The 12304-nt window shown below is 70.5% G+C and carries 12 protein-coding genes; 5 read left to right on the top strand and 7 right to left on the bottom strand.

Features of this window, described 5'->3' with window-relative positions; genetic code table 11:
• Positions 1-25: 25 nt before the first annotated feature.
• Positions 26-1351 carry a GH1 family beta-glucosidase gene (locus OG246_RS17160; protein ID WP_266462597.1) on the top strand — a complete coding sequence of 442 codons (1326 nt, stop codon included), beginning with the start codon at positions 26-28 and terminating at the stop codon, positions 1349-1351.
• On the top strand, positions 1348-2619 hold the full coding sequence (locus OG246_RS17155; RefSeq protein WP_266462593.1) for an MFS transporter: 1272 nt from the start codon (positions 1348-1350) through the stop codon (positions 2617-2619). Before OG246_RS17160 ends, OG246_RS17155 begins: the two co-directional genes overlap by 4 nt.
• A gap of 21 nt (positions 2620-2640) precedes the next feature.
• Here the strand turns inward: OG246_RS17155 and OG246_RS17150 are convergent, their stop codons facing one another.
• Complete coding sequence (locus tag OG246_RS17150) at positions 2641-3495, bottom strand: NAD(P)-dependent oxidoreductase (protein WP_266464298.1); 855 nt, start codon at positions 3493-3495, stop codon at positions 2641-2643.
• 119 nt (positions 3496-3614) lie between these two features.
• Here OG246_RS17150 and OG246_RS17145 point away from each other — a divergent pair, with 119 nt between their 5' ends.
• Complete coding sequence (locus OG246_RS17145; RefSeq protein ID WP_266462590.1) at positions 3615-4457, top strand: helix-turn-helix transcriptional regulator; 843 nt, start codon at positions 3615-3617, stop codon at positions 4455-4457.
• A gap of 204 nt (positions 4458-4661) precedes the next feature.
• On the opposite strand, the gene era is transcribed toward OG246_RS17145, so the two are convergent.
• Positions 4662-5621, bottom strand: a complete 960-nt coding sequence (gene era / locus OG246_RS17140; protein ID WP_266462586.1) for a GTPase Era — start codon at positions 5619-5621, stop codon at positions 4662-4664.
• Between the two features lie 207 nt (positions 5622-5828).
• Here era and OG246_RS17135 point away from each other — a divergent pair, with 207 nt between their 5' ends.
• Both OG246_RS17135 and OG246_RS17130 read left to right on the top strand, forming a co-directional pair.
• The gene (locus OG246_RS17135) at positions 5829-7130 is read left to right on the top strand and encodes an ammonium transporter (protein ID WP_323178321.1); all 1302 of its coding nucleotides are present in this window, start codon (positions 5829-5831) and stop codon (positions 7128-7130) included.
• Positions 7127-7465: a P-II family nitrogen regulator gene (locus OG246_RS17130; RefSeq protein WP_266462583.1), complete on the top strand. Its 339-nt coding sequence runs from the start codon at positions 7127-7129 to the stop codon at positions 7463-7465. The genes OG246_RS17135 and OG246_RS17130 overlap by 4 nt, the downstream gene beginning before the upstream one ends.
• On the opposite strand, the gene OG246_RS17125 is transcribed toward OG246_RS17130, so the two are convergent.
• The 5 genes from OG246_RS17125 to OG246_RS17105 all read right to left on the bottom strand — a co-directional run bounded on the left by OG246_RS17125 (position 7359) and on the right by OG246_RS17105 (position 12194).
• A complete protein-coding gene (locus OG246_RS17125) occupies positions 7359-8438 on the bottom strand; it encodes a DUF916 domain-containing protein (RefSeq protein WP_266462580.1) in 1080 nt (359 codons plus the stop codon). The two genes, OG246_RS17130 and OG246_RS17125, sit on opposite strands and share 107 nt — an antisense overlap.
• Positions 8439-8507: 69 nt before the next feature.
• Positions 8508-9824: a beta-xylosidase gene (locus OG246_RS17120; RefSeq protein ID WP_266462577.1), complete on the bottom strand. Its 1317-nt coding sequence runs from the start codon at positions 9822-9824 to the stop codon at positions 8508-8510.
• 238 nt (positions 9825-10062) lie between these two features.
• Positions 10063-10539 carry a hypothetical protein gene (locus tag OG246_RS17115; protein WP_266462573.1) on the bottom strand — a complete coding sequence of 159 codons (477 nt, stop codon included), beginning with the start codon at positions 10537-10539 and terminating at the stop codon, positions 10063-10065.
• Positions 10540-10956: 417 nt separating this feature from the next.
• Positions 10957-11310: a cytidine deaminase gene (locus OG246_RS17110; protein WP_266462568.1), complete on the bottom strand. Its 354-nt coding sequence runs from the start codon at positions 11308-11310 to the stop codon at positions 10957-10959.
• A 62-nt stretch (positions 11311-11372) separates the two neighbouring features.
• Positions 11373-12194 carry a helix-turn-helix transcriptional regulator gene (locus tag OG246_RS17105; protein ID WP_266464292.1) on the bottom strand — a complete coding sequence of 274 codons (822 nt, stop codon included), beginning with the start codon at positions 12192-12194 and terminating at the stop codon, positions 11373-11375.
• Positions 12195-12304: the final 110 nt, after the last annotated feature.

Genomic DNA, 12304 nt, shown 5'->3' with positions numbered 1-12304 from the left:
TTGACTTCCATTACTGCGGGTAAGGATGATCGCGCGCATGGCGACGACCCTCCCGAAATTCCCGCCCAACTTCCTCTGGGGCGTATCGACATCGGCCCACCAGATCGAGGGAGCCACCGACAAACGCGCCCCCTCGGTGTGGGACACCTTCACCGCCGAACAGGGAAACGTGAAGGACGGCTCCACAGCCGAAGTGGCCTGCGACCACTACCACCGCTACCGCGAAGACGTCGCCCTCCTCCGCGACCTCGGCGTGGACGCCTACCGCTTCTCCATCTCCTGGCCCCGGGTGAACTCCCCCGGCGGCCTGGACTTCTACGATCGCCTGGTCGACGAACTGTGCGCGGCGGGCGTACGCCCCGTACCGACCCTCTTCCACTGGGACCTGCCGGTCGACCTCGACTGGATGAACCGCTCGACCGCGGAACGCTTCGCCGAGTACGCGGCCGTCGTCGCCGCCCGCCTCGGCGACCGCGTCACCAAGTGGATCACCCTCAACGAGCCCGCCGAACACACCCTGTTGGGCCACGCACTGGGCGCACACGCACCCGGCAAGAAGCTGCTCTTCGACGCCCTGCCGGTGGCCCACCACCAGCTCCTTGCCCACGGTCTGGCTGTACGGGCCCTGCGCGCGGCCGGCGTCACCGACATCGGGATCGCCAACTCGCACGGGCCGACCTGGGCGGCGTCTCAGAGCACGGAGGACGTGGAGGCCGCCGACTTCTACGACCTGCTCCTCAACCGCCTGTTCGCGGACCCGCTGCTCCTTGGCCGCTACCCCGACGGCATCGCCGACCTGCTCCCCGGTGACATCGAGTCGGACCTGAAGATCATCTCGGAGCCGCTGGACTGGTACGGGATCAACTACTACCAGCCGACCAAGGTGGGCGCCCCCGAGGGCGCGGAGATCGAGTTCAGCGGACTGACTCTGCCCGCCGAACTCCCCTTCTCGGTACGCGAGTTGGAAGGCTACCCGGTCACGGACTTCGGCTGGCCGGTGGTCCCCGAGGCGCTCACGGAACTGCTCACCGGGTTCCGCGAGCGCTACGGCGACCGGCTCCCGCCCGTGGTCATCACCGAGAACGGCTGCAGTTACGACGGGATCGACGACCAGGAGCGGATCACGTTCCTCGACGGTCATGTGCGGGCGCTGCACCGGGCGTTGGAGGCGGGCGTCGACGTACGCGGCTACTTCGTGTGGTCGCTCCTCGACAACTTCGAGTGGGCGGAGGGGTACGCGCGCCGCTTCGGCCTCGTCCACGTCGACTACGGAACCCTGGAGCGGACCCCGAAGGCGTCCTACTCGTGGCTGCGGGACGCGCTGCGGGACTCTTTGCGGGCCAAGAGATGACGGCGCCCTCGACCGACGCGAGCGAGCCCTCGGCGGCGGCGCTGGCCGAGCCCGTCGAGCGGGTCGGCCGGGGCTGGACCGCGTCGCTCTCGCTCGCCAACGGGGCGATCTGGGTGGGCTGGTACGGCCCCCTGCAGATCCTGCTCGCCTCCCAGGCGGAGGACTTCGCGCCCGGCTCCGGCATGTCCAAGGAGACGATGCTGGCGTGGGTGACGGGTGCGGGTGCGGTCGTCTCGCTGGTCGCCAACCCGCTCTTCGGCGCGCTGTCCGACCGGACGACCGCGCGCTGGGGCCGCCGTACGCCGTGGATCGTCGCCGGAGCAGCGGGCGGCGCCCTGTCACTGCTGCTCCTGGCGGGCGCGGGCGGCGTCTGGACCATGGCGGCCGGCTGGTGCCTGGTCCAGCTGACACTGAACGCCGCCTTCGCCGCGGTGACGGCGGCTGTGCCCGACCGGGTGCCGCGGCTCCAACGGGGCTCTGTGGGCGGCTGGTTGGGGGCGGCCCAGATCCTGGGCGTGGTCGGCGGGACGGGGCTCGCGACGCTGGCCGGGGGTGTGGGCGGCGGATACGCGGCGTGCGCGGTGTTCACGCTCGTGGGTGTGCTGCCGTACGTACTGCGCCACAAGGACCTGCGCCTGCCCGTGTCGGACCGCCCCGCGTTTGCCTGGCGCCCCTTCCTCAACTCCTTCTGGCTTAGCCCCCGCCGCCACCCCGACCTGGCCTGGGCCTGGCTGACCCGCTTCCTGATCAACCTCAGCAACGCGCTCGTACTGCTGTATCTGCTCTATTACCTGCGGGACCGCCTGCACTACGACGACCCGGAGCAGGGCGTCCTGATCCTGACCGCGGTCAACGGCGTCACGCTCCTCGCCACGGTGGTGGTCGGCGGCGTCTGGTCGGACCGTGTGGGCCGCCGCAAGCCCTTCGTGATCTGGTCGGGCGTCCTGATGGCGGTCGCCACGGCCGCCCTCGCCGGCTGGCAGACCTGGCCGGGCGCCATCGTCGCGGCCGCCGTCCTCGGCATCGGCTTCGGCGTCTTCACCTCGGTCGACTTCGCGCTGATGACGGACGTCCTCCCGAAGGCGATGGACCGCGGCAAGGACCTGGGCGTGATCAACGTGGCCAACGCCCTCCCCCAGGTCGCCGCCCCGGTCCTCGCGGCACCGATCGTGACGTACCTGGGCGGCTACCGCGTGCTGTACCTGGTGGCGGCGGTGATCGGGCTCGCGGGGGCTCTGCTGGTGGGGCGGATCAGGGGCGTGGACTAGGGCCTGTCCGCCGGACAGGCACTAGAGCGCGCCCACGTCGGCCGCCGTCCAGACCGAGGGGTACAGGGGGCGGAAGCCCAGTTCGCGGCGGATGCGGCGGGTGGAGACGATGCCGTGCCACGGGTCGTCGTCGGGCCGGTCGTGCAGGTCCTCGGGGACTTCGAGGCCGTTGAGCTGGTGCAGCTCGACCGTTGTCACCGGCGCGTCGTCCGCGATGTTGTACACACGGCCGTCGGCGCCCGGGGCGTACAGCAGACGCAGCAGCCCCTGGGCCACATCCGCGTGGTGGACCATCTGCAAGCGCTGGGTCGCGGCCCAGTGCGCCGCCCACCGCATCGACTGGGCGATGTGCGGGTCCCCTTCGCCGTAGACGAAGGAGAGCCGCCCGACGCGTACGTCGAGGTCCGCCATCGCCAGCAGCCCGCGCTCGGCCTCGAGCTTCGCCTCCGGGTACGCGCCCCACAGGCGGCCGCCGGGCACGTAGGGATCGGACTCGGTGTGCGGGCGGCCCCGCCCCGCGCCGTACACGAGGTTCGTGCTGACCTGCACGAACCTGCGTACGCCTGAAGCGACCGCCGCGCGCCCCAGTTCCAGCGCCCCGTCCCGGTTGACCGCCCGCGCCTCGTCGTCCGGTACGCCGCGGAAGGAGGCCGCGATGTTCACCACCGCGTCGGCTCCGGCGAGCGCCTTCCCCAGCGTGTCGGAGTCCCGCAGGTCCCCGACCGCGACCTGCGCGCCCAGTTCGGCGAACCGGGACGCCTTCGACTCGTCGCGGACCAGGACCCGTACCTGCTCGCCGGGCTGCGTCTGCGCCAGCAGCCTCGGGAGAAAACGGCGCCCGACCTCACCCGTCGTACCCGTCACCAGTGTCAGCATCATGTGCTCCTCTCTCCTGCCGCCAGCCTGGGACGCGGCGGCGCGCGGCGGGAGAGACCTCTCGATCAGGGGATCAGCACTCCCTGGATAAGACGGGCGCCTTCGGCCACGCTGGAGGGGTGAACCGAGCCGAACTCGCCGACTTCCTGCGCCGCGGCCGCGCCCGTCTCGACCCCTCCGACGTGGGGCTCACGGCGGGTGCCCGGCGCCGTACGCCGGGTCTGCGGCGGGAGGAGGTGGCTGCGCTCGCGGGGATGTCCGTGGACTACTACACGCGGCTCGAGCAGTCGCGGGGGCCGCGCCCGTCACGGCAGATGCTGGGTGCGCTGGCGCGGGCGCTCCGGCTCAGTGGGGACGAGCGGGACCATCTCTTCCACCTGGTGGGTGAGGAGCCACCGCGGTCCGAGAGCGCGTCCGCGCATGTCCGGCCGGGGCTGCTGCTGATCCTCGACCGGCTGTACGACGCGCCCGCGATGATCGCGACGGACTACGGTGACGTGCTCGCCCAGAACGCGATGGCGGCGGCGCTCGTCGGGGATGCGGGCGGTGACCGCAACATGGTGCGCCGCTTCTTCACCGAACCGGGGGCCCGTGCCCTCTTCCCCGTCGAGGACCATCCTGAGCTGGCCCGTGCCCATGTCGCCAACCTTCGGGCCGTCACCGCGGCGCGGCCCGAGGATCCGCGGCCGGCTCGGCTGGTGGCCGAACTCCGGGCGGCCGGTGGGGAGTTCGCGGAGCTGTGGGACGCCCACGAGGTCGCCGTGCGGCGTGCCTCCACGAAGCGCTTCCGCCATCCCACCGTCGGCCTGCTCGAACTCGACTGCGAGATCCTGCTCAGCTCCGGCCACGACCAGTTCCTGATCGTCCACACGGCCCGCCCCGGCACGGAGTCCCACGAACGACTCCAACTGCTGCGGGTGGTGGGGCTGCAGGACCTGTCGCCGAGCGGGGGCCGGCCCTGAGTTTTTTCGCCCCCTCCGCCCCTTCCCGTCCCGTTCCTGGGGGCTCCGCCCCCAGACCCCCGCTTTCGGCCTGAACGGCCTCGTCCTCAAACGCCGGAGGGGCTAAAGATTTTTAGCCCCTCCGGCGTTTGAGGAGCGGGGGTTTGGGGGCGGAGCCCCCAAGTGACGGGAATGGGTAGGGGCGGAGGGGGCGAAAAAAGCCCCTCAGAACCCCAGCTTCCGCAACTGCCGAGGATCCCGCTGCCAGTCCTTGGCGACCTTCACATGGAGGTCGAGGAACACCGGCGTACCCAGCAGCGCTTCAATCTGCTTCCGGGACTTGATGCCGACCTCCTTCAGCCGCTTGCCCTTGGGCCCGATGATGATGCCCTTCTGGCTGGGCCGCTCGATGTAGACGAAGGCGTGGATGTCGAGGAGCGGCTTGTCGGCGGGCCGGTCCTCGCGGGGAAGCATCTCCTCGACGACGACGGCGATGGAGTGCGGCAGCTCGTCCCGCACACCCTCGAGCGCGGCTTCACGGATCAGCTCCGCGACCATGACCTGCTCGGGCTCGTCGGTGAGGTCACCCTCCGGGTACAGCGCGGGCCCCTCCGGAAGGAGCGGCACGATCAGGTCGGCGAGCAGATCCACCTGCTCGTCCGCGACCGCCGACACCGGCACGATCTCCGCCCACTCGAACCCGAGCTCGGTGCCGAGCTGATCGATGGCGATGAGCTGCTCGGCAAGCGTCTTGCCGTCGACGAGGTCGGTCTTCGTGACGATCGCGATCTTCGGCGTCTTCTTGATGGACGCCAGTTCCTTCGCGATGAACCGGTCACCGGGACCGAGCTTCTCGTTCGCGGGCAGGCAGAAGCCGATGACGTCGACCTCGGCCCAGGTGGTCCGCACGATGTCGTTCAGCCGCTCCCCGAGCAGCGTGCGCGGCTTGTGGAGCCCGGGGGTGTCCACCAGGATCAGCTGCGCGTCGGCCCGGTGCACGATCCCCCGCACCGTGTGCCGCGTGGTCTGCGGCTGGTTCGCGGTGATCGCCACCTTCTGGCCGACCAGAGCATTCGTGAGGGTGGACTTGCCCGCGTTGGGGCGGCCCACGAAGCAGGCGAAGCCGGCGCGGTGGTTGGCCTCGGACGGCTCGGATGACTCGGTACGAACGCTCATGGCGCCCATTGTCCCTGATCATCGGAGCCCTGCCGCACGGCGGACGAAAGCGGCGGCGGTCTCGGCCACGGAACGGTCACCACCGTGAGGTTCCGGAAACCCCCACGCAACACGAAACACGCCCGAAACGCGCGTGTGCACAACCGGAAACGCGGGCCCGTGACCCTCGGACGACGCCCCCACCCCGTTGGAGACACCGTGATCCTGGCCGCGCCCCTGGCTGTCCCCCACATCGACACCGGCGACACCGCCTGGCTGCTCGCCGCCACGGCACTCGTGCTGCTGATGACCCCGGGCCTGGCCCTGTTCTACGGCGGCATGGTCCGCACGAAGAGTGTCCTCAACATGCTGATGATGAGTTTCGTGTCGATCGCGCTGGTCACCGTGGTGTGGCTGGCCGCCGGCTACTCGCTCGCGTTCGGCGACGACGCCTTCGGCGGGCTGATCGGCGGACTGAAGCACGCGGGCATGGCGGGCATCGGCCCGGACAGCGTGCAGGGCACGGTCCCCACGATCCTCTTCGCGACCTTCCAGCTGACCTTCGCGATCATCACGGCGGCACTGATCAGCGGCGCGATCGCGGACCGCGCGAAGTTCGGCGCGTGGCTGGTCTTCGTACCGCTGTGGGCGCTGCTCGTATACGTTCCCGTCGCCCACTGGGTGTGGGGTCCCGGTGGCTGGATCCTCGACAGCCTGGGCGCGCTCGACTTCGCGGGCGGCCTGCCGGTCGAGGTCACCTCGGGCGCCTCCGGTCTGGCCCTCTGCCTGGTCCTGGGCCCGCGCCTCGGCTTCAAGAAGGACGCGATGCGTCCGCACAACCTGCCGATGGTGATGCTGGGCGCCGGTCTCCTCTGGTTCGGCTGGTTCGGCTTCAACGCGGGCTCGGCCCTCGGCGCCAACGGCCTGGCCGCCGCCGCCTTCCTCAACACCCTCACCGCCGGCTGCACGGGCCTGCTCGGCTGGCTCTTCGTGGAGCAGCGGCGCGACGGCCACCCCACCACGCTGGGCGCGGCGTCCGGCGCGGTCGCGGGCCTGGTCGCCATCACCCCGTCCTGCGGCTCGGTCTCCCTCCTTGGCGCGCTGGTCGTCGGTCTTGCCGCCGGTCTCGTCTGCTCGTACGCCGTGAGCTGGAAGTTCAAGCTCAACTACGACGACTCGCTGGACGTCGTCGGCGTCCACCTGGTCGGCGGCGTCATCGGCACGGTCCTCATCGGCGTCTTCGCGACGGAGTCGATGACGGGCGGCGCCGAGGGCCTCCTCTACGGCGGTGGGCTCGGGCAGCTCGGCAGGCAGCTGGTCGCCGTCGTGGCCGTCGGGGCGTACGCCTTCGCCGTCACGTACGGCATCGGGAAGCTGATCGACCGGGTCATCGGCCTGCGCGCGGACGAGGAGCAGGAGCAGACCGGCCTGGACCTTACAGTGCACGCCGAGACCGCCTACGATCACGGGGTCCTGGGGCACGGCGCCCCGGTCTCGTCCTCCGTCCCCTCCGCCCAGAAGGTCAAGGCCCAGGCATGAAGCTCATCACCGCGATCGTCAAGCCGTACCGGCTCGACGAGGTCAAGACCGCCCTCCAGGAACTCGGCGTGCACGGTCTGACCGTCACTGAGGCCAGCGGGTACGGGCGCCAGCGCGGCCACACCGAGGTGTACCGCGGCGCCGAGTACCAGGTCGACCTCGTCCCCAAGGTCCGTATCGAGGTCGTCGTCGACGACGCCGACTCGGACGCGGTCATCGACGCGATCGTCAGGGCCGCGCAGACGGGGAAGATCGGCGACGGGAAGGTGTGGGCGGTTCCGGTGGAGACGGTGGTGCGGGTACGGACCGGCGAGCGCGGCCCCGACGCGCTCTGAACACCCATGGCCATGTACGGCGTTGACGTTCTCCGGACGTCCACGGCCAGCTGCCGCCGCGCCGCGCTCTGATCACCACCAGGGCCCCGAGGAGCGCGGCCCCCAGCACCGCCGCCACCAGCCAGGGCAGCGCGAAGAACGAGGCGCTCGCCGACTCACGGGTGTCATGGGCCGAAGCCGTGAGCGTGACCTCGCCCCAGTCCAGCTGGGGCGCTCCCCGCCACGGCTCGCTCAGCCGGACCCGCTGCCCGGGCAGCAGCTCCGAGGGGATCTTGGTCAGTCCCCGCGAGAGCAGCGTACGGCCGAAGAGCCCCTCGGCCTTCAGCTGGACCTTCGGGTTCAGCGTCACGTTGCCCGTGTTGCGCAGGGTGTACGAGATGGTGGCGGTGCTGTCGCCCAGACCGGGTACGAGGGGCTGGTGGTGGGTGATGCGGACCTTCTCGACGGAGATGGCGGGCATCGTCGGGCCGCCGACCCGCAGGTAGATCCGGGCCGCGACCGCCCGCTGAACCCCCATCGCGAGGGCCCCGTCGCCCGCGTCGATCCGCTCGTCGAGCGCGACCAACGCCCCTGGGTGGTCCCCGGGTTCGGCCTTCTCCGGCACCCGGAGCGTGAACGGGACGGTGACCGAGCCGTGCGCGGGAACCGTCACCCGGGAGCGCGCGGGACGCGCCCACGCCCCGACCCCCCGCTGCTTCTCCTTGAGCGTGCGCACGGCGAACCCGCCGTCGCGCACGGTGTTGTACGCGTCGGCCGCGTACAGCCGGAAGGTCAGCGGCTCGCCGGTCTTGTTGGCGACCGTGACCTTGTCCTCGAGGGTCGTGCCGGGGTCGGCGGAGAGGTAGAAGTACGGCCGCGCGGCGAGTTTCGTCGAGACGGGGAAGACGGACCAGCTGCCGTTGTCGGCGGCGTAAGAGGGTGCGGCCTGTGAGGCCAGGAACAGACACAGGAGGAGAACGTACAGCTTGCGCATGGGTGCGGACCCCCACGGACGAGGTGGACGGGCGGGTGCGCGCCCGGCCACGAGGTGCGGATGGACGGATCAGCTGAGCGTCAGCGTGAGAACGCCTGAGTACGAACCCGGCGGGGTGAACGCCGGTACGTTCAGCGACAGTTGGGCGTCAGCGGTGAACTCACCACCGGTGACCGTGCCGTTGGGGGCGGACGCCAGTGTCGCTCCCGAACTGCCCACCGTGCCGGGCGAACCGGCCTGGCAGGTGCTCGGGCTCCCGGCCTTGGTGGCGCATGCCGGGGTCCAGCTCAGTTGTCCGGCGTCGATCTTGGCGCCGGGCGCGGTGAAGTCGGTGACCTTGCCGACCAGGGACCAGCCCGCGGGTCCGCCGCGGAAGTCCTGGACGGTCACCGTGTTCAGGGCGCCCGTCGACGGCCCGCCCTTGCCGAACTCGACGGCCGAGAGGTCGACGGTGTCGCCGTCCTGGGTCATCGACAACGACCCTGCGGTCACTGTGGTGTTGAGCTTCTGACTGTTCGGCGGGACCGGTGTGTTGTCGATGACGGTGTACGTGGCCGGGCCCGCGCCCAGGTCGCTGCTCCAGCTGCTTCCCTCGTACGCCACGACACCGGTCGTCGTCTTGTCGTTGACGGTCAGCGCGCCGGTGATGGCGCCCGCCGCGGTCGCGGTCACGGTTGCGGTGTCCGCGGTCTGACTGGCACCGGACCGTCCGGCGAGCGTGACGGTCGCGCCCGGGGTGAAGTTGCTGCCGGTGACGGTCACGCTGTCACCGGGGTTCCCTGAGGCCGAACCCAGCTGGATGGCACGGGTGTTGGGCTGGGGTGTGTCCGCAGCGGTGATCGTCTCGGAGACCGGCGCGGGCGCGTTGGTGACCGTGCAGGGGGTGTCCAGCTCCAGGATGTAGCTGGTGTGGATGTTGTAGTCGCCGGGCGAGAGCGTGATGGCGCCCGGACTGGTGACCGTGAAGGTGCCGGTCATGGTGAACCCCGGGAAGGGGGCGTTGCCCGCCACCGGGTCGTTCTTCTTCGGTCCCGCGACGGTGACGCTCCCGGTCTGGGCGCCGCCCAGCGTGACCTTGCCGGACGGCGTCATGATGTCGGCCGGCAGGCTGATGGCCGTGGGGTTGTTCGCGGCGGGCTTGACCACCTCGTACGTCACCGTGACGGTGTCGCCGACCGTGGGACTGGCGTTGTCCACCGTGATGACCGCGGTGGTGGTGCCGTCGATCGGCGGGATCCCCGCGATCTCCGGCGGGATGCAGTGCGTGGGGAAGTCCACGTTCGTGGCCGCCCCGGCCGGACCGGCCAGCGCGCCTGTGGCTGTGACCGCGAGAGCGGTCACCCCGAGGAGCGCCGCCCAGCGGCGTCTTCGAGCTGTCGAACCCATGATTGACATGGTTGCCCCCTCCTGAGGGATGCGGGCGCAGCGGCTCTTCTGCGCCGACAGGGGGCCATTGATGTGCGGGTAGTGTGAAAAGTCAATGGAATCCGGCCACAGCAACTGATGGACCATCAGATTTCGTAGATACCGCCAACAGTGCGCGGCAGAAGGCCAGTTGGACACGCGTCAACGCGAGGACCGGTGCCGCTGCGCGCGGGCGGCACCGGTCTGCGCGTACTGGGGCCTACTCGAACACGAACGGACCCGGGGACTGCGGCGCGTTCGCGTTGCAGGTGATGGGGATCCCGAAGACCACCAACTGCAGGGAGCCGCCGTAGGCCTCCAGGCTGTCACCGGGGGCGACAGTGCCGTCCAGGGGGCCGACCGAGACCCCGCCGCCCGCCGGGATGGCGGGGTTCTTCGTACCGCTGAAGACGCTGGTGCCGCCGCTCGCCTTCACCAGGGTCAGCGTGGCGCTGACCGTGTCCTGGTCCAGGGCGAGCGGGGTCGTGATCTCGGTGGAGGTGACGGTGATGGTCGCGGCCGTGCCGGTCTGCGTGGCCGTGAGGGTGGCCTCACCGTCGCCGACGATGCTGCAGGTCGCTGTGATGGTGGCCGTCAGTGGGGTGACGGCCGCGGCGGTCGGCGCGAACGCCAGCCCGGTCACCGCGAGGGTGCCTGCGGCTAACGCCGCGACACTCCCGAGTCGCTTGCTTCTCATCGGATTCCCTTCCCTTGTACGGGAATTGCCATGTGGGGATGGAGGGACGGCGCCGCCTTGCGCCGGGCACACGGACGCGTCACCGGTACGCCGGTGAGGGTGCGGAGTGTTGTGTACGCGGACCGCCCACGTACGTGGTGCGGGACGCCACGCGGCGGTGTTTCTGACGGTCCGTCGGAACTGACGGTTCCATTGATGCGCGAGCGGCTCGCCAACGCAAGCGATTGCCGACGGATTCCTCCAGGGGTCAGCAAAAGTGGCTGAAGGTTACCCCGGGTAAGTCTCTTTTTCGCCCCTAGCCGGAGGGGCTGATTTCAGCCCGTCCGGCGTTTGAGGACGAGCGCGTCAGCGCGAAACGGAGGTCTGGGGGCGGAGCCCCCAGAAACGGGACGGGAAGGGGCGGAGGGGGCGAAAAACTCAGCCCGCCACAACCCTCACCCGCAGAGCCCCGTCGGGCCCGGCGACCAGCACCGGCGTCCCGGCCCCGCCGAGATCCCGCACAGCCGCAAGATCCTCCGCAGCGGCGACCTCCGCCTCCGTCACCACCGCCGCCGCCTCCAACGACTTAGCCCCCGAAGCCACAGCCATCGCCACAGCCGTCCGCAGCGCACTCAGCCGCAACGAGGGCAGATCCACGGTCCCGGCGACATACGTACGCCCCGTCTCGTCCCGCACAGCCGCCCCCTCGGGCACACCGTTACGGGCCCGAGCCGAACGAGCCAGGGTGACGATCTTGCGGTCCTCGGGATCGAGGGCGGAGTTCTCGGTCATGGACCGAGCTTATCGACACGCCGGCCAGGACTTTCGTACACCCGGCCACCACTCCCCAGGTCCTAGCCCGCCACCGGATACATGGACCCCCGCCGCCCCTCCGGCGTAGCCAGCCACTCCAGCTTCGCCGCGGTGTTCGCCTCCGGCAGCGGCGTATGCAGGACGACGGTGAGATCGGGCCGCGCGGGCACCTTCATCGCGGTGGACTCGACGGCCAGCACCCCGACCAGCGGATGGTCGAGCTCCTTGCGGATCTGCCCCGCGTCCTGGATGTCCCGCCGCTCCCACAGCTCGGTGAACTCCGTACTGCCCGCCTTCAACCGGGCCAGCAGCTCCTGGAACCCCTCGTCGTCCGGGGCGGCGGCACAGGAGGCACGGAACTGGGCGACCACCGTGCAGGCGTTCCGCTCCCAGGTCCGGGAACGCCCCCGGTAGAGCGGGTCGTTGAAGAAGTCGACGATGCAGTTCTGGGAGTTCTCGGGACGCATGCCGAGGACCATGGTGGCGGCGTCGTTGTACATCACGCAGTTGTAGTACTGGTCCATGATGTGCGCCGGATACGGCATCCACGTGTCGATCAGCCGCCGCAGCCCGTCGCACATGTCCCGCACCTCGGGCGCGACTTCGGGCGCCGGCGGATTCAGCCCGGCGAGCACATACAGGTGGCGGCGCTCGGCGTTGCTCAGCCGCAGCACACGGGACACCGCGTCGAGGACCTGCGGCGAGACGGAGATGTCCCGCCCCTGCTCCAGCCACTGGTACCAGGACGCGCCCACCCCCGCGAGCACGGCGACCTCCTCACGGCGCAGCCCCGGGGTACGGCGCCGGGCCCCGCCGTCCGGCAGCCCCGCCTCGGCCGGAGTGACCCGCGCACGGCGGCTCATCAGGAACTCGCGCAACTCCCGCCGTCGGTGCGTCTTGAGCGCCGCGTCTTCAGCCACGTACGAATCCCCCTACTGGCGACTGGTGGTGCGACCACCAGCATAAGTTCCGG

The sequence above is a fragment of the Streptomyces sp. NBC_00620 genome, assembly GCF_026341825.1.
Taxonomy (GTDB): Bacteria; Actinomycetota; Actinomycetes; order Streptomycetales; family Streptomycetaceae; genus Streptomyces.
The sequence above is the reverse complement of the archived record's forward strand: the minus strand, read 5'-3'. Positions and strand labels throughout refer to the sequence as shown.

Excerpts from the sequence above, each read along its gene's own strand:
- OG246_RS17160 (WP_266462597.1), top strand. The coding sequence starts at position 26 with ATGATCGCGCGCATGGCGACGACCCTCCCGAAATTCCCGCCCAACTTC.
- OG246_RS17155 (WP_266462593.1), top strand. The coding sequence starts at position 1,348 with ATGACGGCGCCCTCGACCGACGCGAGCGAGCCCTCGGCGGCGGCGCTG.
- OG246_RS17150 (WP_266464298.1), bottom strand. The coding sequence starts at position 3,495 with ATGCTGACACTGGTGACGGGTACGACGGGTGAGGTCGGGCGCCGTTTT.
- era (WP_266462586.1), bottom strand. The coding sequence starts at position 5,621 with ATGGGCGCCATGAGCGTTCGTACCGAGTCATCCGAGCCGTCCGAGGCC.
- OG246_RS17130 (WP_266462583.1), top strand. The coding sequence starts at position 7,127 with ATGAAGCTCATCACCGCGATCGTCAAGCCGTACCGGCTCGACGAGGTC.
- OG246_RS17125 (WP_266462580.1), bottom strand. The coding sequence starts at position 8,438 with ATGCGCAAGCTGTACGTTCTCCTCCTGTGTCTGTTCCTGGCCTCACAG.
- OG246_RS17120 (WP_266462577.1), bottom strand. The coding sequence starts at position 9,824 with ATGGGTTCGACAGCTCGAAGACGCCGCTGGGCGGCGCTCCTCGGGGTG.
- OG246_RS17115 (WP_266462573.1), bottom strand. The coding sequence starts at position 10,539 with ATGAGAAGCAAGCGACTCGGGAGTGTCGCGGCGTTAGCCGCAGGCACC.
- OG246_RS17110 (WP_266462568.1), bottom strand. The coding sequence starts at position 11,310 with ATGACCGAGAACTCCGCCCTCGATCCCGAGGACCGCAAGATCGTCACC.
- OG246_RS17105 (WP_266464292.1), bottom strand. The coding sequence starts at position 12,194 with ATGAGCCGCCGTGCGCGGGTCACTCCGGCCGAGGCGGGGCTGCCGGAC.